General features: G+C 66.3%; 22 protein-coding genes and 1 tRNA gene. 16 read left to right on the forward strand and 7 right to left on the reverse strand.

Going from position 1 to position 22,145, the window contains the following annotated elements; all coding sequences use genetic code 11:
• The first annotated feature begins 267 nt into the window (after positions 1-267).
• Entirely contained in the window at positions 268-819 is a 552-nt protein-coding gene (locus VFG33_RS05650) for a TetR/AcrR family transcriptional regulator (protein WP_325023119.1), read from the forward strand.
• Between the two features lie 51 nt (positions 820-870).
• A tRNA-Arg gene (locus tag VFG33_RS05655) sits at positions 871-943 on the forward strand.
• Between the two features lie 212 nt (positions 944-1,155).
• Here VFG33_RS05655 and VFG33_RS05660 read toward each other — a convergent pair.
• The 3 genes from VFG33_RS05660 to VFG33_RS05670 all read right to left on the reverse strand — a co-directional run bounded on the left by VFG33_RS05660 (position 1,156) and on the right by VFG33_RS05670 (position 3,562).
• The gene (locus VFG33_RS05660) at positions 1,156-2,448 is read right to left on the reverse strand and encodes an ATP-binding protein (protein ID WP_325023121.1); all 1,293 of its coding nucleotides are present in this window, start codon (positions 2,446-2,448) and stop codon (positions 1,156-1,158) included.
• 342 nt (positions 2,449-2,790) lie between these two features.
• On the reverse strand, positions 2,791-3,117 hold the full coding sequence (locus VFG33_RS05665; RefSeq protein WP_325023123.1) for a hypothetical protein: 327 nt from the start codon (positions 3,115-3,117) through the stop codon (positions 2,791-2,793).
• Positions 3,118-3,241: 124 nt separating this feature from the next.
• Positions 3,242-3,562, reverse strand: a complete 321-nt coding sequence (locus tag VFG33_RS05670; protein ID WP_325023124.1) for a hypothetical protein — start codon at positions 3,560-3,562, stop codon at positions 3,242-3,244.
• A 136-nt stretch (positions 3,563-3,698) separates the two neighbouring features.
• Here VFG33_RS05670 and VFG33_RS05675 point away from each other — a divergent pair, with 136 nt between their 5' ends.
• The 13 genes from VFG33_RS05675 to VFG33_RS05735 all read left to right on the forward strand — a co-directional run bounded on the left by VFG33_RS05675 (position 3,699) and on the right by VFG33_RS05735 (position 18,686).
• Positions 3,699-7,916 carry an nSTAND1 domain-containing NTPase gene (locus tag VFG33_RS05675; RefSeq protein ID WP_325023125.1) on the forward strand — a complete coding sequence of 1,406 codons (4,218 nt, stop codon included), beginning with the start codon at positions 3,699-3,701 and terminating at the stop codon, positions 7,914-7,916.
• A gap of 86 nt (positions 7,917-8,002) precedes the next feature.
• Positions 8,003-8,743, forward strand: a complete 741-nt coding sequence (locus VFG33_RS05680) for an alpha/beta fold hydrolase (RefSeq protein ID WP_325023127.1) — start codon at positions 8,003-8,005, stop codon at positions 8,741-8,743.
• A gap of 58 nt (positions 8,744-8,801) precedes the next feature.
• The gene (locus VFG33_RS05685) at positions 8,802-9,317 is read left to right on the forward strand and encodes a hypothetical protein (protein WP_325023129.1); all 516 of its coding nucleotides are present in this window, start codon (positions 8,802-8,804) and stop codon (positions 9,315-9,317) included.
• 306 nt (positions 9,318-9,623) lie between these two features.
• On the forward strand, positions 9,624-10,448 hold the full coding sequence (locus VFG33_RS05690; protein ID WP_325023131.1) for an alpha/beta fold hydrolase: 825 nt from the start codon (positions 9,624-9,626) through the stop codon (positions 10,446-10,448).
• 192 nt (positions 10,449-10,640) lie between these two features.
• Entirely contained in the window at positions 10,641-10,940 is a 300-nt protein-coding gene (locus tag VFG33_RS05695; protein WP_325023133.1) for a muconolactone Delta-isomerase family protein, read from the forward strand.
• 70 nt (positions 10,941-11,010) lie between these two features.
• On the forward strand, positions 11,011-11,487 hold the full coding sequence (locus tag VFG33_RS05700) for a MarR family winged helix-turn-helix transcriptional regulator (protein ID WP_325023135.1): 477 nt from the start codon (positions 11,011-11,013) through the stop codon (positions 11,485-11,487).
• Positions 11,488-11,492: 5 nt separating this feature from the next.
• Complete coding sequence (locus tag VFG33_RS05705) at positions 11,493-12,080, forward strand: cysteine hydrolase family protein (RefSeq protein ID WP_325023137.1); 588 nt, start codon at positions 11,493-11,495, stop codon at positions 12,078-12,080.
• Positions 12,077-13,459: an MFS transporter gene (locus tag VFG33_RS05710; protein WP_325023139.1), complete on the forward strand. Its 1,383-nt coding sequence runs from the start codon at positions 12,077-12,079 to the stop codon at positions 13,457-13,459. Before VFG33_RS05705 ends, VFG33_RS05710 begins: the two co-directional genes overlap by 4 nt.
• 76 nt (positions 13,460-13,535) lie before the next feature.
• On the forward strand, positions 13,536-14,885 hold the full coding sequence (locus tag VFG33_RS05715) for a glycoside hydrolase family 27 protein (protein WP_325023141.1): 1,350 nt from the start codon (positions 13,536-13,538) through the stop codon (positions 14,883-14,885).
• Between the two features lie 183 nt (positions 14,886-15,068).
• Positions 15,069-15,857 (forward strand): DUF4386 domain-containing protein, encoded by a 789-nt coding sequence (locus tag VFG33_RS05720; protein WP_325023143.1) that lies wholly within the window; start codon positions 15,069-15,071, stop codon positions 15,855-15,857.
• Complete coding sequence (locus tag VFG33_RS05725; protein WP_325023145.1) at positions 15,847-16,728, forward strand: SDR family oxidoreductase; 882 nt, start codon at positions 15,847-15,849, stop codon at positions 16,726-16,728. The genes VFG33_RS05720 and VFG33_RS05725 overlap by 11 nt, the downstream gene beginning before the upstream one ends.
• A gap of 171 nt (positions 16,729-16,899) precedes the next feature.
• A complete protein-coding gene (locus VFG33_RS05730; protein ID WP_325023147.1) occupies positions 16,900-17,106 on the forward strand; it encodes a hypothetical protein in 207 nt (68 codons plus the stop codon).
• A 20-nt stretch (positions 17,107-17,126) separates the two neighbouring features.
• Positions 17,127-18,686, forward strand: coding sequence for an amidase (locus VFG33_RS05735; RefSeq protein WP_325023149.1), 1,560 nt, complete (start codon positions 17,127-17,129; stop codon positions 18,684-18,686).
• 102 nt (positions 18,687-18,788) lie between these two features.
• Here VFG33_RS05735 and VFG33_RS05740 read toward each other — a convergent pair whose 3' ends face one another.
• From VFG33_RS05740 to VFG33_RS05755, 4 genes are all read right to left on the reverse strand, one after another.
• On the reverse strand, positions 18,789-19,610 hold the full coding sequence (locus VFG33_RS05740; RefSeq protein WP_325023151.1) for a VOC family protein: 822 nt from the start codon (positions 19,608-19,610) through the stop codon (positions 18,789-18,791).
• Positions 19,607-19,942 (reverse strand): ArsR/SmtB family transcription factor, encoded by a 336-nt coding sequence (locus VFG33_RS05745; RefSeq protein ID WP_325023153.1) that lies wholly within the window; start codon positions 19,940-19,942, stop codon positions 19,607-19,609. Before VFG33_RS05745 ends, VFG33_RS05740 begins: the two co-directional genes overlap by 4 nt.
• 57 nt (positions 19,943-19,999) lie before the next feature.
• Positions 20,000-20,911 carry an NADP-dependent oxidoreductase gene (locus tag VFG33_RS05750; RefSeq protein WP_325023155.1) on the reverse strand — a complete coding sequence of 304 codons (912 nt, stop codon included), beginning with the start codon at positions 20,909-20,911 and terminating at the stop codon, positions 20,000-20,002.
• A 77-nt stretch (positions 20,912-20,988) separates the two neighbouring features.
• Complete coding sequence (locus VFG33_RS05755) at positions 20,989-21,642, reverse strand: TIGR03086 family metal-binding protein (protein ID WP_325023157.1); 654 nt, start codon at positions 21,640-21,642, stop codon at positions 20,989-20,991.
• A gap of 51 nt (positions 21,643-21,693) precedes the next feature.
• Here VFG33_RS05755 and VFG33_RS05760 point away from each other — a divergent pair, with 51 nt between their 5' ends.
• Positions 21,694-22,143, forward strand: a complete 450-nt coding sequence (locus VFG33_RS05760) for a MarR family winged helix-turn-helix transcriptional regulator (protein ID WP_325023160.1) — start codon at positions 21,694-21,696, stop codon at positions 22,141-22,143.
• Positions 22,144-22,145 lie beyond the last annotated feature (2 nt).

Consider the following 22,145-nt stretch of genomic DNA (forward strand, 5'->3'; position numbering starts at 1 on the left):
GAGCTGACCCAGGTGGGTGACGACGGTCCCGTAAATGTCGTACCAGGCGTGATAGTCGCCGACCCGGTCCGGATCACTGGGACTGCTGATGACGACCCGAACGCCCGTCCGTTCGACTCCATACATGATGGCTTGCCTTTCGCTCGCAGGGAAACAGCTATCCGGACAGTGTGCCCGGTTACTTTCGACGATATGGACACTGTGCCCGCTTTTCAACCAAAGTGAGCTAAATGGGCACTGTGTCCGATTGGCTGGTAGAGTCGGGCCATGACATCCACCCGGGTGTTGCGTGCCGACGCGACCCGCAACGTGAACGCCCTCCTCGCCGCCGCGACGGAGGTCTTCCGGGAGCTGGGAGCAGACGCCCCGCTCGATGAGATCCCCAGGCGGGCGGGCGTCGGCCGGGCGACGTTGTACCGCCACTTTCCGACCCGCGAGCACCTGTACGCGGCGATCCTCCAAGCGCAGGTGAACACCCTCGTCGAGGCGGCCGTAGCCCGGGAGGATGCCGCGGATCCCTGGGAGGCGCTGCTGCAGTGGATCAGCGCCTACGAGGAGATCGGCGCCGAGTACCGCGGGATGAGTGCCCGCCTCAGCAGCGCACTGCTCGAGGACGGATCGCCTGTAGCAGAACTGTGCGCGCCGATGAAGGCGGCATTCGACGTACTGTTCCGCCGGGCCCAGGAAGCCGCGCAAGTACGCGACGACATCTCCTCCGTCGACGTGCTCGCGATCGTGTCCGCGTTACCCCGCGACCTCAACACAGGCCGAGCCAGGCCGGCACATCTCGCCGTAGTCCTGGACGGACTCCGTCAGTAGAACTGCCAAGAGGCCTCGCGCGGAGCCTTACGATAAGGTGCACCAGGGCTGGCCCCCGTAGCTCAGGGGATAGAGCGTCGGTTTCCTAAACCGTGCGTCGCAGGTTCGAATCCTGCCGGGGGCACATCCAAAAGCCGAAGGTCACGACCTCCTAGCATTGCCGCCTAGGAAGCTTGGGCGACAGGAGTCGTGAAAGCAGTCGTCCGCGCTCATCCAGGACGGGTCGCCGTTGCTTTGGCCAAGTCTGTGCGTGGTGTTATCTGTGCTCTCTCAAACGTGCGGTCAGTTGGATGCAGCAACGAGAGCGCGGCGGCCGGCGTCACTCGTTCGGACGCGTCAGGACCACGCAGCGATGAGTTCTGCCGGGCCGTACTCAGCATCGAGCCCCTTGCAGTCGATTCCGCTGCGCGAGATCGCCACCACGGGGACCGGTTCGGGTGTGAGCGCGGCGCGATGGCGGTACAACGCGGCAAGGTCATGGCGGTCGAACGGCGAATTCTCCAGCCACTTCACCGATCCGACAAAGAGCAACTCCTTGGCGATGGGCGCGCGGTCGGCTCCAACGATGTCGATCTCGACGTCGTTGGTGCGGGTCCAGTAAGCGCCGATGGCGGGCGCCGCGGGGAGATTCGCATCTGGCAGCAGACGAGCCAATGCCTCACGTATCAGTGGTTCGACGGCTCGGCCACGCCAGCTGGTCCAGTTCTCGCGGATGCGTCGCAGAGTCAGGTCGCCCCGGCCACGCTCGATCTCCTCCATCGCCGGGCCGAGCAGCTTCAGCCAGAAGCGGAGATACGGATCGGCGACCCGGTAACGACTGTCCTTCGACGGGCGTGTGGACAAGGGAAGTTCAGCCGCGATCACCCCCTTGTCCGTGAGGATGGCCAGCGACCGTTGGAGCGGGGTCGCCCCGATCCCGCCGGCTGCATGGGCAATGTTGGTGAAGGTCCGCTCGCCGCTGCCGATCGCTGAAAGTACCGTGCGCGCCTGCACCTGGAGGGGGAACTCGGCGGCCAGCGATCGCTCGGCCGAGACCAGCAGTGCCGACACCGGATCGTTGAGAGCTGCCGAGAGGAAGTCCCACATCCCGGCGCCGTGCGGCCACTCTGCGCAGATCAGGGGCAGCCCGCCGGTGACCATGGTCGCGTCGAATGCCTCAGCCGCATCAAGGCCAAGCATCCCGCCCACCTCCGCCGGGTTGAGCGGGCCTAGGACCATCTCCCGTCCACGCTGATGGAACGGACGGCCGTAGCTGGTCAGCGCCGCCATCATCGACACGTCGGAGCCGATGAGGATCAGCAGAACTGGCTTGGTCTCCAGCACCCTGTCCCAGGCCCGCTGCAGCGTGCCCTCGAACGCACCCTCCGCATCCATCAGATATGGCACCTCATCCATGACCACGACGCTCGGCCGGTCGGACGGCAAAGACGCGGCCAAGACGTCGAAGGCGGCATCCCAGGTCCGTGGACGGGCCGAGGCCAACAGGCCGGCAAGTGGAAGATTCGACATCTGCGCGTCCTGAGCCAGACGCTCGAGATCGACCTGCAGTGACGCTCCTGTGGCTGCGTAGAAGAGAAAAGGTGCACCGGATCGCTCGGCAAAGCGCTCGACCAGTCTCGACTTGCCCACCCGGCGGCGCCCCCGCAGCATCACGCATCGCCCCGGCCGCTCGGTGGTGGCCCCCGCCGCGACCTTGGCGAACTCGCGGTCCAGGACCTCGAGCTCGCGCTTCCTACCTACGAAGCTGTTCATGCCTCGCCCTCCCTACACACCATTGCCCACATACTAACAGTTGAGTTAGTAACATCAATGTTAGTAACCTGCACTCGCCGAACGTGGTGCACGCCTGAGTCGGTGGGGGTGTGTCGGTTTCCTAAACCGTGCGTCGCCGGTTCGAATCCTGCCGGGGGCACTCACGACCATTCGATCGCTCCCGCTTGAGGCGGGAGCGATCGAAGAGGGAGATCGCGGCTAGCGGCCGGTGATGTCGCCGAGTTTGTCGGTCGCCTGGTCTGTCAGGCCTTCGGTCGGGAGGTCGATACCCGTGGCTTCGGTGACCTGATCGCCTGCGGTGTCGGCGTGGCCCTGGGCGGTTTCACCCAAGCCTTGGGCGCTTTCGGTGATGCCGTCGGTGTATTCGGTTGCCTGGTCGGTTACGCCGCCGAGGTCGACTCCGGTGGTTTCGCTGACCTTGTCGGTGACTCCGCCCAGGTCTATGCCGGTGGCTTCGGTGATCTTGCCGGTGGTGTCCCCGAGCAGTTCGGAGGCCTTGTCCTTGAGCTTGTCGAAGATGCTCATCTGAGAACCCTTCAGTCATTGTCGGCTTGGAGGGAATCACCCACCGTAACAAGGCGAGCCAAACCCGGCGAAACAGGTTGCCAACAGCAACCGCTCTGTACTCACCGCGCCGCAGGCCGGACCCTCAGGTCGAACGCAGCGCCGCCAGGTGGCGGCGCCTCTCGATGGTGAGCGTGATGCCGAGGGCTGCTCCGCCAAGGGCGATGCCGCCCAGTGCACCGAGTGCGACCGAGGGGCTGTCCAGCCCGCTCTTCCGCTGCTCGACCGGCGGGAAGAGCTTGGCTTCGTCCTCCGGGTCGTAGCTCGGGTAGTTGGGCGGGCCTTGCTCAAACATGGTCGGCGTCGGAACGTTTGGGTCCGGCATGTCGATGGCGATCGCCGGCCCGGCGGTCACTGTCAGGGCCAGCAGCACTCCTGCACTGAGCTTCGTTGCGTATCCGGACATCTTCGTACTCCTGTGCTCGCGTTCTGATGTTCCTTGGTGCAGTTCTCGCTCAGCGCGGTATCGCAGGGGTCTGTGCCGGTATCACCGCGGTAACGCAGCCGTTGACGGGCAGCGTGGGTGGGTCGACAGTCAGGGTGTGGGCATCGCCGTTCTCGGCCCGCTCACGATCGAGGGGGATCTGGGGCAAGCTCTCGGCCGTCGAGACCGGGTAGTACTCGCAGCACTGGTTGTTCGTCCAGGGCACGTGGTCAGTTCCGAAGAGCTGGCCGAGGTGGTCTGGAGCGAGCACCGCCCGTCGTCGTGGCCGAAAGTGATCCAGGGCTGCGTTGTGCGGCTCCGCAAGATTCTCGGCGTCCGCGCCATCGAGACCCTGCCACTCGGCTACCGGCTGGCTGTTCCCCTCGACGAGATCGACGCGCAGCGGTTCGAGCGCGCCATCGGCCGTGCCCGCGCTCTGCTGGTGGCCGACGAGGCCGAGCGGTCCGCCCTGGTGCTGGCGGATGCGTTGACGTTGTGGCGCGGCCCGCCGCTGACGGAGCTGGAGGGCTGGGACACCGCTCGGATCGAAGCCGAGCGGCTGGGTGAACTGCTGCATACGGCGGAGGAACTGTACGTCGATGCCGCGCTGCGCTCCGGGCAGCACCAGGAGATCATCGCCAAGGCCCAGACGCTGGTGAACGAGGCCCCGCTCCGCGAACGGCGCTGGGTGCTGCTGGCGACCGCGCAGTACCAGGTCGGCCGGCAAGCCGAGGCTTTGCGGACGATCCACCGGCTGCGCGCCGTACTGAACCGTGAGCTCGGCCTGGACCCCAGCTCGGACATCGACTCGCTGGAGCAGGCGATCCTGCGTCAGGATCCCTCGTTGGTGGCCGAGCACGCCTTGCCGGACCCCGACCGGGACTGCCCGTACCCGGGGCTGAAGGTGTACGACCTGGACGACGCCGACACGTTCTTCGGTCGCGACACAGACATCGCCGCCTGCCTGCGCAAGCTGGCCGACACCTCAGTCCTGGCCGTCGTCGGGCCCTCCGGGTGCGGCAAGTCCTCCCTCGTCCGCGCGGGGGTCGCGGCCTCACTGCGTCGAGATGGTCAGCGGGTCGTGGTGATGACCCCGGGGGCCCACCCGGTGGCGGCGTTGACCGCCACCCTGCCGACGACCGGGCCCGCCCCCGCTCTCGTGGTCGACCAGTGTGAAGAGGTCTTCTCGCTTTGCACCGGCGTCGCCGAGCGCGACCAGTTCCTGAGCACGCTCGGCGCCCACCAGGCGGTGGCACCACTGATCCTGTCGTTCCGCGCCGACCGCCTGGCCGACATCTCGTCTCATCCCGTCTTCGCCCGCACGGTGGAGCGGGGCCTCTATCTGCTCTCCACGATGAAGGAAGACGACCTGAGGGCGGCGATCGAGCAGCCCGCACGGCTGGCCTCGCTGGTGGTGGAGCCAGGCCTGGTCGATCTTCTGGTCAACGAAGTGGCCGACCAGCCGGGCGCGCTGCCGCTCATGTCGCACGCGCTGAGCGAGACCTGGCAACGGCGGGAAGGCCGCACCCTCACCGTGGCGGGCTACAACGCCTCCGGCGGGATTCGCGGCGCGGTCGCCCAATCGGCCGAACAGGTCTACGAACGCATTCCGCCCGAGCAACGGCCCGTACTACGTGACCTGCTGTTGCGGCTCGTCACGCCCGGACCGGAGGGCGAGCCCATCCGCAGCCGGCTGCCCCGGCGACTCGTGGTCACCGGTCCCGATGACGCCTCGATGATCGACCTGTTGGCCGGCGCCCGACTGGTGACCAGTGACGAAGGTGTGGTCGAACTCGCCCACGAATCACTCGCGCGGGCGTGGCCACGGTTGCGCGGCTGGCTGGACGACGACCTGGAGGGCCAGCAGATCCTCCACCACCTCGCCCGGACCGCCGATGCCTGGGACGGTCTCGGCCGTCCTGACAGTGAGCTCTATCGCGGCGTCCGGCTCGCCAGGGCGTCAGAGTGGCGGGATCGCTCGACTTCGACGCTGACACCGACCGAACTGGGCTTCCTGGCCGCGAGCAAACGGGCGTCGCGGGCGGAGTTGGAGGCAGCCGAGGACCAGGCCCGCCGTCAGACCCACATCAACCGGCGGCTCCGCGCGGCCCTGGCCGCCGCGGCCGCCCTCCTCGCCGGCACTCTCATCGCGGGATTCGTCGCAGTACGCCAGGCCGATCTGACCGAGCAGGCCGCGACGACCGAACTGGCTCGCCGCGTCGGGGCCCGGGCTCTGCTCACCGAGGGCATCAGCCACTCGATTCTGCTCGCTGCGCAGGGCGTCAGACTCGAAGACTCCGCGGAGACCCGCGCCAACCTGATCGCCACGATGAACAAGCGCCCACTGCTCCTGCACTCTGCCGGGTCCCCGCTAGGCCGGACCGAGAATATCGAGGTCTCCCCCGACGGCCGCCGCATCTTGTCCGGAGACGGCGCCGCGACCTTCCATCTGTACGACGCCAAGACCGGGCAGGTGCTGGACTCGTACACCTTCGAGGGCGATCTCCGCGGCGGGCAGTTCTTCACCGACCCGCGGTTCAGCCCGGACGGCCGACTGGTCGCCGCGATCGCCGCGAACGCCGGAGGCGCCGGATTCGGCGATGCCGAAGTGCCGCTCCGGTTGCTGAATGCCGACACCCTGGAACCGGTGACTCCACAGCCTGCACCCCTTCCAGCGGAGGGGAAGTTGGAGTATCTCGATCTCGCTTTCAGCTCGGACGGACGCTACCTGGCCGCGGGCGTGCAGGCGGACGGGTCCGTTCATGACTTCAGTAGTACGGCCTATGCCCTGATCTGGGACCTGCGTGCGCCTGGCCGGCAGCCGCGGATGGTGTCCTTTCCAGGTGACTACCGAGGGATCGCTCTGAGTCCCGACGGCAGCACCATCTACTGCACCTGGCCGTTCATCGCCTTCGATGTGGCCACCGGTCAGCGGAAATGGCAACGTCCCGGAGTGCCCGGCTACGCCACTGTCGAGGTCAGCACCCAAGGCGACCTGCTGGCGATCCAGCAATTTGGCGGCGCCGGACTCGACGATGCCACGATCGCCCTGGTCGACGCGCACACAGGCAAGACGGTGAAGGTACTGCGCAGTCAGGTCGACACCACCCGCGGACTGTCCTTCACTGCCGACGGGAAGCTTCTGGCCACGGCCGAACAGAACGGTGAGGTCATCGTCTGGGACGTGGCGACCGGCACCGCGCGCGAACGGATCGACACCTCGGAAGTGTCGTGGGCCGTCGACTTCAGTCCGGACGGCCAGACGCTGTACACCGCCGGCGACGAAGGGATCCTGCGGGTCTACGACCTGGCCGGGCAACGGCGCTACCTTCCTCAGACGCGCACCGTTCCAGCACGCTGGTACCAACACGTCGTCAGGTCCGATGACGGCATGACGACCGCCTACCTGTGGCGGGACGCGAAGGGGGCCTGGGTGTCCTTCGCCGACGCGGCAACCGGTGCCGCCACCACCCCCACACAGCTCGACCTCGACCTGGAGGAAGGATCACGATCACCGGCCGCCTGGCACCCGGACGGCCGGCGCCTGGCCGTCCACGACGCCGACACGATCACGACCCTCGACTCCCGGACCGGCAAGGTGCTCGAGTCGAGGGGGTTCCAGGACGTCCTCTCGCTCAGCTACGTCGGTCACGGCGAGCGCCTCGTCACCGGCAGCGCCACGGGCATCATCTTCTTCGACGAGAAGCTCTGGCCCGAGGGGCAATACGCCTGGTGGCCGGCAGACTGCTGTACCGCGCGAGCTCCCGACGGGAGTACCGCGATGCTTTTCGAGGACTTCCCGGACGGCGCCGGCGAGCACTGGCGGATCGTCAGCACGGAGCAAGGCATGCTCCGCTCGGAGGGCGACCTGCCCGTGGACCTCAACCACGCCACCTACTCGTCCGACGGGCGGCTCGTCGCCGGCATCGGAGCCGGTGGCCAGGTCCTCACGATCGACGTGCAGTCGGGCCAGGTCAGGCGTGCAGCGACCATCAGTCACAACGACGAGGGCATCGTCGTCCGCTTCTCACCGGACAGCTCACGGCTGGTCTCGGGAGCCCTGGACGGCACAGTCAGCTTGTGGGACGCGCGCACCCTCGATCTGCTCGGCACTGTCTCGATCGCTCCCAAAGACCGACCGGTCGCCGCTGTTCCGAGTTTTACCGATGGCAATGACATCGTCACGATCGCGGCGTACGACGGCACGACCTATCGCTGGGACACCAGCGTCGACCGGAGCATCGCCTTCGCCTGCGCGATGGCCGGCCGCAATCTCACCTCCGAGGAGTGGACCCAGGCCTTCGGTGATCGCCCTTACGAGAGGACCTGTCCCTGAGACCGACCGCCTGGGAACGTGATCTTGAGCTGGCTCGCCCGGCTAGCGTGGACTCTGCAGGTTTGTCCCAGGAAGAGGAAAAGATCATGCGCGTGTTCGTCCACGGTGTTCCGGAAACCGCCGCTGTCTGGGATGGCTTACGCGAGAATCTCGGTGGCGATTCCGTGGCGCTCACGTTGCCCGGCTTCGGTACCAGCCTGCCTGCGGGCTTCAGTCCCACCAAAGATCAGTACGCCTCGTGGCTGACGGACGAGCTGAAGCAGATCGAAGGTCCCGTTGACCTGATCGGGCACGATTGGGGCGCGTTGCTCACCCTGCGGATAGCCACCCTCGGCGAGGTGCGGCTGAGGAGCTGGACCTGTGACGTGGGTAGCACCTTCGATCCGGACTTCGCGTGGAACTACCCGTGGGCCGAGACACTGATCACTCCTGGCGAGGGCGAGGAGATGCTCCTGCGGATGCGGCAGTCCAGCCCTGAGGAGGCGGGGGCTCTGCAGGTCAGTCAAGGAGTGCCGGCGACGGTCGCGGCCGAGATGTTCGCCGCCCACGACGAGATCATGAGTCAGTGCATCCTGGGGCTCTATCGTTCGGCGGTGCCCAACGTCTGCGCTGACTGGGGAGCACCGGCGCAGTACCCGACGTCTGCCCCTGGAATGATTCTGGTGTCGACCGGCGACCAGGTCGATGACGAGAGGGTTTCCCGGCAGGTAGCTGGTCGGCTCGGTGCGCGCGTTGAGGTCCTTGACGGGCTCACCCACTGGTGGATGTGGGACGACGCTGGGCAAGCCGCATCCGCTCTCGAAGCGTTCTGGGCCACGGTCAAGTAGCCCTCCCCCGCGTGGGGCCGGATCGCGGTGGGCGGCGGGGGTTCGGGAGGATGAGCACATGAACGAGGACGAGGACTTCCTGGCTGAGCAGGCGCATCGTGTGGAAGCCGAAGCCATCCGGCAGGAAATCGACGGCGCTACCTCCGACCCGGCGGCCCAGGAGGAGTGGATCCGTCAGTCCAACCTGATCTACGGCGGGCTGGCGGCGGCCGGCCTGGTGCTGGTTCAGCCGTTCTTGACCGAGGCCTCGCTCGACCTGTCGGCGAAGGTGTGCGTGATCGCGTTCGCCGTCTCGATACCGTTGCTCGCCGCGCTGCTGGTGTTGAACCGGCAGGAGACGTTTCGTCGTCGGGCGAGCAAGTCACGTTCGGTCGGGGTGGCCAAGGCGGTCGCGCAAGGTTCGGCGTTCGTCGGCATCACGGCGGCCTTCTGGCACATGTCCATCGTGGCGGGGATCGTGTTCCTGGCCGTGGGGTTCGTCGCGGTGGGAGTGCACTCCTCGGGATACGTGCAGCTGGAGTACGACTCGAAGTTCCGCTCGAGATTCCGTCGCACCAAGACACCCGAGGCGTAGCTGCTGCAGACGCCTAGAGCTGACACCCGTCACCACGGCCAGAGGTGAGTGAGCCCAGCCAACTGGCCCATCTGACCGATGGCGGATCACGGGCTCTTGACGATCGACGATCGACGAGCCACAAAGGATGTAGTCACCGCACCGGTGCCCACGCGTCGGGGCGGCCTGGTCGGCTGCAGCAGGTTCCTTCGTGATTTCCGCAACCAGTCAGCGTCAACTCCGATGCCGCGGAGGGTTCGGCCGACCGAGGATTGAAGTCACAGGTGTCGCCGGCGATGGACGACATGCTTCGAGAAAGGCACCACAGTGGGAACGATCACAACAAGCGAAGGCATCGAGATCTTCTTCAAGGACTGGGGCAGCGGTCAGCCGATCGTGTTCAGCCATGGGTGGCCTCTGTCAGCTGACGACTGGGACACCCAGATGTTGTTCTTCCTGCAGCACGGGTATCGCGTCATCGCCCATGACCGCCGCGGTCACGGGCGATCCACCCAGACCTCCGGCGGTCACGACATGGACCACTACGCCGATGACCTGGCCGCCGTCGTCGAACATCTCGATCTGCACGATGCCATCCACGTCGGCCATTCGACCGGCGGCGGCGAGGTCGCGCGCTACCTGGCCCGGCATGGCGAAGGCCGCGCCGCCAAGGCCGCACTGCTCTGCGCGGTACCACCGCTGATGGTGAAAACCGACTCCAACCCGGACGGCCTGCCCAAAGAGGTCTTCGACGGTCTGCAGGCACAGCTGGCGGCAAACCGCTCGGAGTTCTATCGCGAGCTGCCATCGGGACCGTTCTACGGGTTCAATCGGCCGGGAGTGGTTCCGTCCGAAGCGATCATCGCGAACTGGTGGCGCCAGGGCATGATGGGCGGGGCGAAAGCCCACTATGACGGCATCGTCGCCTTCTCGCAGACCGACTTCACCGAAGACCTGAAGAAGATCACTGTGCCGGTGCTGGTGATGCACAGCGAGGATGACCAGATCGTGCCGTACGTCGCATCGGGTCCACGGTCGGCGGAGCTGTTACAGAACGGGACGCTCAAGACCTACAAGGACTTTCCGCACGGCATGCCGACAACCCAGGCCGCCGTGATCAACGGCGATCTGCTGGAGTTCTTGCAGTCCTAGAGATGAGCAGTGCTGTCTCCCAAGTGCTGTGACGATCCGCCGTGTGATCTTCAGTCCCAGCACAACCCTGTCAAAGTCATGCGCTCGCCTGGGAACGATCAGAGGAATTTGTCCGCGCTGTAGTCAGTTTCCTCAAGCGGCAGGCCTAGCTCTTCTTCACTGTGGGCGCTGCCGACCTAGGAGGCGCTCAGCATGGAGTATCTCGTCACCATGACGACCCACGTTCCGGACGGAACATCAGACGCTGCCGTCCAGGACATCCGCGCCCGCGAAGCCGCACACTCGAAGGAACTGGCGGCGCAGGGTCACCTGCTGCGTCTTTGGCGCCCACCGCTGCAGCCAGGGGTATGGCGCACGCTCGGCCTGTTCGCCGCCGCCGACGACGGACAACTCGAGGAAGTTCTCGCCTCGATGCCGCTGCGGGTCTGGCGCACCGACGAGGTCACCCCACTCTCGCCCCACCCGAGCGACCCGGCGCTCACTACCACCTGACAGCCGCTGACGACCCGGCAAAGTTACACAAGCTACTTGTTGCACAAGTTTCTTGTGTATTGTGGGAGACATGACGAAGGCGGAAGGTACGAGAGACGCCGCGGAGGTTGCGGTTGAGCTCTCGACGGCCTTGACCCGATTGCGCTCGCGGCTCCGCGAGGAGTCCGGTGTCACCACTTCCGGCTTCACTCTGTCGCAGCTTGCGATCGTGAAGCGGATCATCACCGAGGGGCCGACGACGGCGGCGAGTTTGGCGGCCACCGAGCATGTGAGCCAGCAGGCGATCGCGCAAAGCGTGACGATCCTGAAAGCAGGCGGCTTGGTCCGCGGCGAACGGGACGCCAACGACGGCCGCCGCGTTCTGATCAGCGTCACAGCCAAAGGCCGCGAGTTGTACGACGCCATGTCCGCCTCACGCAAGGCCTGGCTCGCTCAGGCGATCGAGGCGGTCGTCGAGCCCGGCGAACGTCCGGATCTCGACACCGCGATCGAACTCCTGGAACGCCTGGCCGGCGCCAACTTCGAATTCGAGACAGAAACCCGATGACCCACATGAACAGCCCTGAACCCGTTGACCCGACTCGTACCGCGCTGCTGGTGATGGACTACCAACCGCCCGTTCTGAGTCTCGTCGACAACGCCGCCGAACTCCTCGACCGAACAAGCACTGCTATCGCCCAGGCACGGGCAGCCGCCGTACAGATCGTCTATGTCCGGGTGGCCTTCGCCGCGCAGGACTATGCGGCGATCCCCCCGACCAACAAGGGTTTCGCCCGGAGGGCTTCAGGTGGCTTCCTCGATGCAGGCACTCCCGAGGCCGACATCCACCCCGACATCGCACCGCAGCCGGGCGACATCGTCGTCACCAAGACACGGCGCGGCGCCTTCAGTACGACGAATCTCGCCAACCTGCTCAACGCCCACAGGATCGACAGCCTGATCCTCGCGGGAATCTCGACCAGCGGCGTCGTACTCTCCACCCTCGGCGACGCGGCTGATCGCGACTACCGGATGATCATCCTGACCGATTGCTGCGCCGACCCGCGGCCAGAGGTCCACCGGGTCCTGATGGAACAGGTCTTCCCGGCCCAAGCCGACCTCATCGATACGTCCGCTCTTCCATCGCTGCTCGGACGATGACGGCGCCCGCCGCCGTCATCGTGAAGAAGCCGTTCAGCCGGCGGTTCGTGGCACCGCTGTACTGGGGTTCGGCCATGAATCCCATCAACAGTTCCATCATCGCCACCGCCCTGGTGGGTATCGCTCAGGACCTGCACGCCACCTTGGCCTCGGCAGCCTCCCTGGTGGCCGGCCTCTACCTTGCCAGCGCCGTCGCGCAACCCACGATGGGGAAACTGTCCACCCGCTTCGGCGCCCGCCGCATCTTCGTCCTGGGCCTAGCGCTGGTCGCCGTCGGCGGTCTCGTGGGCTGGCTTGCTCCCACGATGGGCTGGCTCCTCGCCTCCCGCGTGATCCTCGGCATCGGTACCTCCGCCGGCTATCCGACCGCGATGGCACTGATCCGCAAGCGGGCCGATGACACCGGCACCGGCATCCCCGGCAGCGTGCTGGGTGGGCTCTCCATCGCCGGCCAACTCACGGCCGCCCTCGGGCTGCCGATCGGCGGCCTGCTCGTCGGCCTCGCCGGCTGGAGGGCAGTCTTCTTCATCAACATTCCCTTGGCCGTGATCGGGATCATCGGAACCCTGCTCTGGATCCCGGCCGACCAACCCGAGACCGGGCTCCGACGCGAGTCCCTGGTCCGTGCCCTCGATCCGCTCGGGATCGCACTCTTCGCCGGGACCATCGCCTCGCTCCTGGTATTTCTCTCCGACCTCGAGAATCCGACTTGGTGGCTGGTCGGAGTCACCGTCGCCTTCGCCGTCGCGGTGATCCTCTGGGAGCGACGAGCGAGCATCCCGTTCATCGACCTCCCGATGATCGGCAGGAACCGGCCGCTCCAGCGCACCTACGTTCGCAACTTCCTCACCCTGGCTGCCACCTACGTCGTGCTGTACGGGCTGAGCCAGTGGCTCGAGGAAGGGCGCGGCCTCACTCCCACCGTGGTCGGCCTCGTCCTGCTCCCGATGAGCGTCATCGGCGCGATCGTCTCCGCCGTCATCGCGAGACGCAACTGGCTCCGCGGCTCACTGATCTCGACCGGGGCAGCGATCGTTGCCGGAGGCATCGTCCTGGTCTTTGTCACCTCCCAGGCCCACATCATCGTCCTGATCGGGGTGAGCCTGCTCTTCGGCATCGCGACCGGCCTCGGAGCGGTCGGAAACCAAGCAGCGCTGTACGAGCAGACTCCTCCCGACGAGATCGCCGTCGCCTCCGGCCTGCTGCGGACCTCGGGGTACATCGGTGCGATCTTCTCGTCGAGCGTCATCGCCCTCACCTTCGGCGAGTCCGCAACCGACGGAGGGCTTCACATCATCGCGTACGTGTTCGCGGGCATCGGCATCGTCGCGACGATGCTGGCGCTGGCAGACCGAGCGCTCCCCTGGACAGCGAAATGAGCCCTGCAAAACTGGGCAGAACCAGGACGGTCTAGATTATTGACGACGTTAATTAATTGCCCGTACGGTACCGGGCATGTCCACCGCCAGTGTTCTCCGCCGCGCAATCACGATGGCGGCCGCCCTGCCCCTCGTCCTCACCGCGACCCTGGTGTCCACCACTGCACCCGCGGACGCCAAGAGCGACTTCAGCGTCAAACCGTTCATGGGTTGGAGCAGTTGGAGCGTCCAGTCCTCCTCTCACCCCGACTACGGCACGAAGTGGCTCACCGAGGAGCACATCAAGACCACCGCCGACGCGATGGCCTCGAACCTGAAGAAGTCCGGCTACACCAACATCAACCTCGATGCGGGCTGGAACGCCAACTGGAACTGGGAGTTCCGCACCGACGCGAACGGTATCCCCGAGGCCGATCCGGAGCGCTTCCCGAACGGCATCGCCAGCCTGGCCCGCTACGTCCACAGCAAGGGCCTCAAGATCGGCCTGTACGGCGGCGCCGGCCTGCAGACCGCGATCTACGACAAGAACGCCCCGATCGTCGGCACCAACTGCACGACGCAGGACATCACCGTCTACCCGCTGGTCAAGACCAACATGTGGGGCGGCGACTGGAAGATCGACTTCACCAAGCCCTGCGCGCAGGCCTACTTCGACTCGATCGCGGACAAGTTCGCCTCCTGGGGCATCGACTTCCTCAAGGTCGACGGCGTCCTTACTGAGAACATCCCGGACGTCAAGGCCTGGTCGAAGGCGATCGACCAGAGCGGCCGCAAGATGTGGCTGACGGCGAGCGCCTGGCCGATTCCGCGGGATGCGGGCGAGGGCCTGGCACCCTGGGCGAACAGCGTCCGCGTCGACACCGACGTCGAGTGCTACTGCAACACCGTGGCGACCTGGACGTCCTCGGTCGACAACCGGTGGGAGGACCTGCCGAAGTGGCTCGACGTGGTCAAGCCGAACTACTGGCCTGACCTCGACTCGATGCCGATCGTCAACAACACCGGCGTCGGCATCCAGGACGGCATCAACGACACCGAACGGCAGAGCGTGATGACCTTCTGGTCGATGGCGTCGTCACCGCTGTACGTCGGCGGAGACCTGGCCAACCTCGATCAGAAGGCAAAGTCGATCCTCACGAACCCCGAGGTGATCGCGGTCGACCAGGCCGGCGTGATCCCGACCCAGGTCACCGGCGGAACGCTGCAGGTCTGGAAGAAGCGGCTGCCCGGAGGCCGGCTCGCGGTGGCCGTCTACAACCTCGGCGACGCGCCCGCCGACCTCAAGGTGTCATGGGACCAGCTGGGGATCAGAGGGAACGAGAAGGTCCGCGACCTGGTGAGCCGCAAGGACCTCGGCAAGTTCAACAAGTCCTGGACCGCCAAGAGCATTCCCGCCCACGGCTCCCGCCTGATCACCCTGTCCTGACCGTCGATCATCGGACCGGACTGGTCCTGCGCGAGGCCGGCACCGCTCGATCGGTGTCGGCCTCGCGCTGAGCATGGACAGGTCCGCTGGAAGGGAACATGCTGAGTCCAGCGCGGTCAGATCCTGCGCTCAGCGGCCCTTCAGGGCTGCCACAGGTTGGTGTCCGTGCTGGGGGCGGTTCGCATGGGCACAATCAGTAGTCAGCAGCACGGCAGCGACGCGTCAGAGCGATCCGCAGCGGGGGTGATTTCGCCGGCCGGGTCGCGACATCGAACCGCGGTAGTGGCCGGAGCGCTGTTCATCGCCTCCACTGTGACGTTCATGATCGCGGCGACAGTGTTGTCAATGACGTTCGACTGGCCCGACATTCTGCGGCAACCGGCGGACGTGGTGCTGCCCGAGTTCGCGGACGGCGGGACGAGTCTGGTGTGGACCTGGTTCGCGGTCGCCTGGACATACGCAGTACTGGCGGTGCCGATCTTGTTGCTGCCGACCGCGTTGGGTCGTCGTGGGGACGCGGCTCTGCGGGTGGCCACTTATCTGGGGGCTGCGTCTGTCTTGTTGTCCCTGATCGGGTTCCTGCGCTGGGTTTTCGTCGTACCGGCGTTGGCCGATTCCTATGTCAATGGTGATGAAACCACTCGCGCGGCGGTCGCTGCCGCCTGGATGGCTCAGCACCAGTACGGCGGGGCGCTGCTGGGCGAACACCTCGGCCAACTCCTCGCCATCGCCTGGTCGGTCACGGTCAGCGTCCTCATCCTGCGGTCCCGGATGATGCCCGCCTGGACCGGTTGGCTGGGCCTCGTCGCCAGCGCCCTGTACTTCGTCAATCAGGGCGACATCATGTCCACCGCGATCTCCGGATTCCCTGTCTGGGAGCTGGGCGGTCTGCTCGGAAGCTACCTGTGGGCGATCTGGCTGGTCGCGATCGGCGTCCTCCTGCTCAGGAGGATGGACAGCGGTGCTCGCTGACGGGCGGCACGCGGAGCTGGCCGACAGAACGATCTTGATCACTGGTAGCACCGGAGGTATCGGCAAGGCGACCGCACTGGGTCTCGCGACGATGGGTGCACGTGTACTGATCACAGGACGAGACCGTGGACGCACCGAGGACGCAGCTCGCGAGATCCGGGCGGTCGGAGGCGGAGTCGAGGTGTTCATCGCGGACCTCTCCTCGCAGTCCGAGGTCCGGCGGCTGGCCGACGAAGTGCTCCAGCGGCATCCTCGGCTCGACGTACTGGTCAACAACGTCGGCGGCTACTGGAACACCCGGCACGTCACGGCCGACGGCCTCGAGCACACCTTCGCCCTGAACCATCTCGCGCCGTTCCTGCTCACCAATCTGCTGCTCGAGCGCCTGAAGCAAAGCGACACGGCTCGCGTGGTCACAGTCTCGTCCAACGCGCACTCGATGGGATTCATCGACTTCGACGACCTCCAAGGCGAACGCTCGTACTCCGGCGCCCGTGCCTACAACCAGTCCAAGCTCGCCAACGTCCTGTTCACCTATGAACTGGCCAGAAGACTGCAGGGCACCTCGGTCACCGCGAACGCAGTACATCCCGGCTTGGTGAGCACGGCGTTCGGAGCCGACGACCCCGGTCGTGCCCAGCGACTGTTCGTTCCTGTCCTGCGACCGTTCATGAAGTCCCCGGCCAAGGGCGCCGCGACGTCGATCCACCTGGCCTCAGCAACCGACCTTGGTCACGTCAGCGGTCTCTACTTCGCCAAGAGCAAAGCAACGACGTCCTCCAAACGCAGCTACGACGAGTCAGTCGCCGCCCGACTATGGGAAGTGAGCACAGACCTGGTCGGGCTCACCACCCCCGCAGCCACCTCGTAACCGCCTCGGTTGTTACAAGTGCGTGGCGCCGACGCGACTGACAACGTTGTCTTGTGACGAGCCGGGAAATCTTGCGCGACGGATATTGCTGATACGTCAGCGTTCCACCCATCGTTGAGCCGCCAGCCGGGACCGTACCGCCGGCCGGCCAAAGCAAAACGAAGGAGATCAATGCCACCCCCCTACGACGACGCGACAGCCCTCGCCTACGCCCGCCAGGTCGGACCGGCGTTCGGGCTGAGCGATGCCCAGCTACCCACCGCGATCCTGGCCGCCGTGCTGAACGGCATGGCCGAGTGCAAAGCCGTACTGGACGCGATTCCGCAAGCCACCTCACCGGCCCCGATCACCCAGCTCGTCCCGGACTGGTTGCCGTGAGCAATCACGAGGTCAAAACAGTGACCGACTCCGAAACCCCCTCGGCGGGCCTGAGCCGCCGAGGCTTCGTCACCAGCGCGGCAGCGACGGCGGCCACCGCGACCGGACTGCTCGCGGCGGCTCCCGGCACTGCCTCCGCCAGCCCGACGCGACCCTTCAAAGGCACGATCCCCGACGTCGACCTGTATGACCTGGAGGTGTGGCAGGCCGCACAGCTGATCAGAGCGCGCAAACTGTCCCCCGTCGACCTCGCCAAGGCGACTCTGGCCAGAATCGCCAAGGTCGAGGGAGGAGTGGAGGCCTTCGTCAACCCCTACCCGGCGGAGGAGATCCTCGCCGCCGCCCGGGCCGCCGAGAACGAGATCAAACGGGGCCACTACCGCGGGCCACTGCACGGCATCACCGTGGGAATCAAGGACATCTACTTCACCAAAGGCAAGGTCACCGAAGGCAACTCCAAGCTCTACGAGGGCTTCGTGCCGGAGTTCGACGCCACGTCGGTGGCCAAGCTGAAGGCCGCCGGCGTGATCATCATGGGCAAGATGGGTACCAGCGAGCTCGCCACCTCGACCGTCAGCAACGCCAAGAACCCCTGGGATCTGCTGCGGACTCCTGGTGGGTCCAGCTCGGGCTCGGCGGCAGGTATCGCGGCATCGGAGTTCATGATCGGCATGGGCACGTGTACGGGTGGCTCGATCCGGGGACCGGCCGCGAACGTCGGCGTGACCGGATTCAAGCCGACCTACGGAACGGTCAGTCTGCACGGCATCTTCCCGCTGGCCTGGTCGATGGACCATGTCGGCTGCCTGGTGCACAGCGCCCGGGATGCGGCGCTGGTGATCGACGCCGTCGGTGGCGAGGATCCACTGGATCCGCTCTCGCTGAAGGTGAAGAGCTATCGGCTCGCCCGCGATATGGGCGACAACAGCGGCGGCAAGCCGTTGCGCGGTGTGGTGGTCGGCATTCCGGCGCCCGGGGACTACCTCCTCGGCGTGCCGAACGACGACGAGCTGGCCGCCTTCGACGACGCCGTCAAGGTGATCCGCTCCCTGGGCGCGACCATCCGGACGATCCGGACAAAGGTGCTGCTGCCACGGACGACCAGTGTCAGCTCGTTCTATGACACGGTGCGCAGCTCCGAAGTCGCCGCGTACCAGTTCCAGAACCTGCTCACCCGGCCGGAGAAGATGTCCGAGGACTATCGCAACAAGGTGTCCGCCGGCGTGCTGGTGCCAGGCCATGCCTACATCCAGGCGCAGCGCGTACGCCGCTTGTGGCGCGACGAGTTCCTGTCCATGTTCGACACGATCGACGTGATCATCCACCCGAATGACAACATCGCCGGGCTGATCGCGGGCGGCGGAGTGCCGTCGTCACGACCGTCCACCGGGAGCAAAACCAACATCTGGAACCTCAGCGGCGCTCCTGCCGTGGCCATCCCGACCGGGTTGTCCAGCAAGGAGCGGATGCCGTTGTCGATGCAGTGCGCGGCAAAGCCCGGCGACGACGCCCTGGCGTTGAAGGTCGCTGACGCCTTCCAGTCGGTGACGACGTTCCACCAGGCTCGCCCCACCCTCTGACCAGCACCCCGACTGCTCAGTGGTCGCTTCCGGTCGCCGCCAGTGTGCCGGAAGCGACCGCCGAGCCGTCTGGTCGGCGGCCTGAAATCTGCTGGATCTTCGTCACTCCATCGTGGGTCTGGCCTGGGCGAAGGTCCAGCGGTGGCCTTCCAGGTCTTCGGCCTCATAGGCGCGGTAGCCGTGCTGGTGGATCTCGGTGACGATCTTCGCTCCGTTGGCCGAGCTCCGGGCGAAGTGCGCGTCGAGGTCGTTGACGTAGACCCAGACCGCGTGATCGACCGGCCGGGAGCCGGAGCCTCGTTCCTTCAACTGGAACAGGAGGATCGCCGAGTTGCCGATGTGGAGCTCGATCCACGGCGGGTGTTCGTCGTCCGGCGCGATCGAGTCCCAGGAGTCCACGCCGAACACCTTGTGCAGCCAGCGAATCGCGGCCGCAGGATCCTCGTAGTACAAGGCGATACTCAGCCGGTCGAGCTCGCGCGGCGTCGGCGGAAGGTCTCGGCGGGCACCCCAGGATGCGAACCACGGGATCACGTTCGGCCAGAAGTAGAACGCCTTCTCGCCACCTCGGACGAGGGCTTGCTCGACGCTGACTCGCGTCCCGCCGTCGAAGGGCTCGAAGCGGATCTCCGTCTCGGTGTCGTCCACCGAACTGCGGTACGCCAGCAGTGATCCGGGCTCCCAGGCAGTGATCCGGCCCAGCTCGAGCACATCCTCGTCGACCGTGTCGCTGCCGCGCCGGTAGATCTCCAGGATCCTGCCGCCGACCCCGGGCTCGATCTGCATCGCCACCGCCCGGGAGGCGTCGAAGAAGTTGATCGGTCCCCGGACCCACCACAGATCGATCTCGTCGGTGAAGATCCGGAACGCGGTCGCCGGCTCGGCGGAGACCTCGACGGACGCGGAAGCGGACTGCTTGGTCACGATGTCTCCTTCGATTCGACGTGCTGCTTGAAGGCCGCCAACTGGTCCCGCCAGTGCGCCTGCACCTGATCGAGCCAGGCCTGTACGGCGACGACCGGTTCCTGGCGCAACCGGAAGACCCGCAGCCTGGCGTCGTCCGGCACTCGCTCATCGGTGATCAGGTTGGCGGACAACAAGATCCGCAAGTGCCGGCTCATCGCCGGCGACGACGAACCGGTCGCGGCTGCCAGCTGACCAGCTCGCTGCGGCCCCTCCCCCAGCAGTCGCACCACCTGCCGCCGGGTCGGATCGGCCAGCACCTCGAAGAAGCGATCCACCTCATCGTCCACCATGCGCTAATAGTTACACCTGCGGTTAACTATTAGCAAGCCCGTGAAGCAGACCAACTGTCAGTCGATGGCGATCACGATCTTGCCCCGCCCGTGGCCGGTGGCGAGTTCGCGATGCGCGTCCGCGGCCCGGTCCAACGGATAGACCGAGCGGATCAGCGACGACAGTTCACCATCGGCGTACAGGGCGACCAGTCGCGCCAGCCGATCCGCCGAGCGCATCCCCGACAGCGTGGCGATGCCGACCTTCGGGCCCTCCTCGTGCGCGTAGACAGTCCGCGTCCGGGACAGATCCTTGGCCACCTCCAGCGTGACCTCAAGGGCTTCCCGACCAGCACAGTCCAGTACTACGTCCACTCCGTCGGGCGCGAGTGATCGCACAGTGCCGAGCAAGTCCGTCTGATAGTCGACCGGCTCCATCCCAAGCTCGCGCAGGTAATCGTGATGCTCGGGCCTCGCAGTGCCGATCACCCGCGCACCACGCAGTCGGGCCAACTGCCCGGCGAACCCTCCGACATTGCCCGCCGCCCCGTGGATCAGCACGACATCGCCGGTGCGCGGCTTGACCTCCTCCCACGCCAACTCCGCCGTCTGCGCCCCCGCGGTGAACCCACCCGCGACCTCCCACGACATCGATGCGGGCTTGCTGACGATCTGGTCGGCGTCGACGACGACGTACTCCGCATAGCTGCCCAGCAGACGGAATCCGAGCACCTCCATGCCACTCGTCCAGCCCGTGACCCCATCCCCGACCTCATCGATCACGCCGGCGAACTCGTTCCCCGGCACCGGTGGCAAGTCGCCGCTCGCGTACGGCGGACGCCACCCCTCCCGCACCGCGAGATCGAAGGGCTGTACCCCCGCGGCCCGCACCCGAACCCGAACCTGCCCTTGCTCAGGAGCCGGCGTCGGCACCTCGCGAACTTGCAACACCTCCGGCCCGCCGGGCACGGTGACATAGGCAACCTTCATGCTGGAACCCCTTCCTCAGTGGACCCCCAGCCTCATCCCTCAAGCACACTTGAGGTCAACCCGCCGCCCCGACCGGATCAGCGGGACCAGTTGGGGTCGCGGCCGAGGAGGGCGATGACTTCGTCGAGGCGGTTGTCGCCGGACCAGGGGACCTCTGGCGCGAAGGCGGATCCTGGGGCGAGGCGGGCGTCGCCGCCAGGGGCCGCTTTGGCCACGATGAGTGCTGTGTCGAGCAACTCCGGTTCGAACTGCAGGTCCAGGTTCAGGGTCTTCGCGACGTCCCAGGAATGCACCACGTAATCGATGAAGTGGAAGCTGATCGCCTGCGCCGCTGAGACCTGGAGGTCCAGGGCGAATTCCGGCAACGGGAACGCCCGGTCCAGGACGTCCTCGGCGGCGAAGGCTGCGAGCACCTGCTCGGCGGATGCACGGTAGGCGTCGACAGGATCGTTGCCGAGGGCCCGCAGTTTCCACAACGCCAGGTCGCTCTCACCTCTGGACGCCGCTGCGAAGCCGTAATGCTGGGTGGCCATGTGGGCGAGCAGGCCGTACAGCGTCCAGCCGGCACACGGCGTCGGTCTGGCCAGATCCTCGGCGACCGCCTGTTCCACCAGACGAACGCTGGTGCGGACCGCTTGCGCGTTGAGCTCGATCAGGTCGGCCTCGGCGGCCAGCGCGTCGAGCCGGCGCAGTTCCGGTGGGATGGTCTGCGGTTCGGAATTAGTAGGCATATGCATATGATCTACTCACGCTTACCATCTGTCAATGAGTATCTTCAGTGCATGACGAATCAGGGCGGCGAACGCCGCGACCTCGCCGCGATGCTGGCACCCCTGGTGCGTTCCCTCATCGCGGCCGAGCTGCCGGTGCTGGCCGCGCACGGGATCTCCATGTGGGGCTACGCCGTTCTCAGCACGCTGGACGACAGCCCCGTACGGACGCAGACCGCGCTCGCGGAGGCGATCGGAGCCGACAAGACTCGCATCATCGGCACCCTCGACGAACTCCAGCAGTCAGGGCTGATCGCCCGCGACCCGGACCCCGACGATCGCCGGGCCCGACTGCTGTCGATCACGCCGAACGGTCGCAAGGCGCGCAGATCAGCCCGCGCCGCCATCCAGGCCAACGAAGATCGCCTACTGGCCCAGCTTTCCCCGGCCGACCGACGCGCCTTCCTGCGCGCCGTACAAATACTGTCGACGCTGCCACCCGAAGACCTCGCCGAGAGCTGAGA

Source organism: Kribbella sp. (assembly GCF_035687465.1).
Taxonomy (GTDB): Bacteria; Actinomycetota; Actinomycetes; order Propionibacteriales; family Kribbellaceae; genus Kribbella.

Bases quoted from the DNA above. Each gene is read 5' to 3' on its own strand.
- VFG33_RS05650 (WP_325023119.1), top strand. From the start codon at position 268: ATGACATCCACCCGGGTGTTGCGTGCCGACGCGACCCGCAACGTGAAC.
- VFG33_RS05665 (WP_325023123.1), bottom strand. From the start codon at position 3,117: ATGAGCATCTTCGACAAGCTCAAGGACAAGGCCTCCGAACTGCTCGGG.
- VFG33_RS05670 (WP_325023124.1), bottom strand. From the start codon at position 3,562: ATGTCCGGATACGCAACGAAGCTCAGTGCAGGAGTGCTGCTGGCCCTG.
- VFG33_RS05680 (WP_325023127.1), top strand. From the start codon at position 8,003: ATGCGCGTGTTCGTCCACGGTGTTCCGGAAACCGCCGCTGTCTGGGAT.
- VFG33_RS05685 (WP_325023129.1), top strand. From the start codon at position 8,802: ATGAACGAGGACGAGGACTTCCTGGCTGAGCAGGCGCATCGTGTGGAA.
- VFG33_RS05695 (WP_325023133.1), top strand. From the start codon at position 10,641: ATGGAGTATCTCGTCACCATGACGACCCACGTTCCGGACGGAACATCA.
- VFG33_RS05700 (WP_325023135.1), top strand. From the start codon at position 11,011: ATGACGAAGGCGGAAGGTACGAGAGACGCCGCGGAGGTTGCGGTTGAG.
- VFG33_RS05705 (WP_325023137.1), top strand. From the start codon at position 11,493: ATGAACAGCCCTGAACCCGTTGACCCGACTCGTACCGCGCTGCTGGTG.
- VFG33_RS05710 (WP_325023139.1), top strand. From the start codon at position 12,077: ATGACGGCGCCCGCCGCCGTCATCGTGAAGAAGCCGTTCAGCCGGCGG.
- VFG33_RS05715 (WP_325023141.1), top strand. From the start codon at position 13,536: ATGTCCACCGCCAGTGTTCTCCGCCGCGCAATCACGATGGCGGCCGCC.
- VFG33_RS05720 (WP_325023143.1), top strand. From the start codon at position 15,069: ATGGGCACAATCAGTAGTCAGCAGCACGGCAGCGACGCGTCAGAGCGA.
- VFG33_RS05730 (WP_325023147.1), top strand. From the start codon at position 16,900: ATGCCACCCCCCTACGACGACGCGACAGCCCTCGCCTACGCCCGCCAG.
- VFG33_RS05745 (WP_325023153.1), bottom strand. From the start codon at position 19,942: ATGGTGGACGATGAGGTGGATCGCTTCTTCGAGGTGCTGGCCGATCCG.
- VFG33_RS05750 (WP_325023155.1), bottom strand. From the start codon at position 20,911: ATGAAGGTTGCCTATGTCACCGTGCCCGGCGGGCCGGAGGTGTTGCAA.
- VFG33_RS05755 (WP_325023157.1), bottom strand. From the start codon at position 21,642: ATGCCTACTAATTCCGAACCGCAGACCATCCCACCGGAACTGCGCCGG.
- VFG33_RS05760 (WP_325023160.1), top strand. From the start codon at position 21,694: ATGACGAATCAGGGCGGCGAACGCCGCGACCTCGCCGCGATGCTGGCA.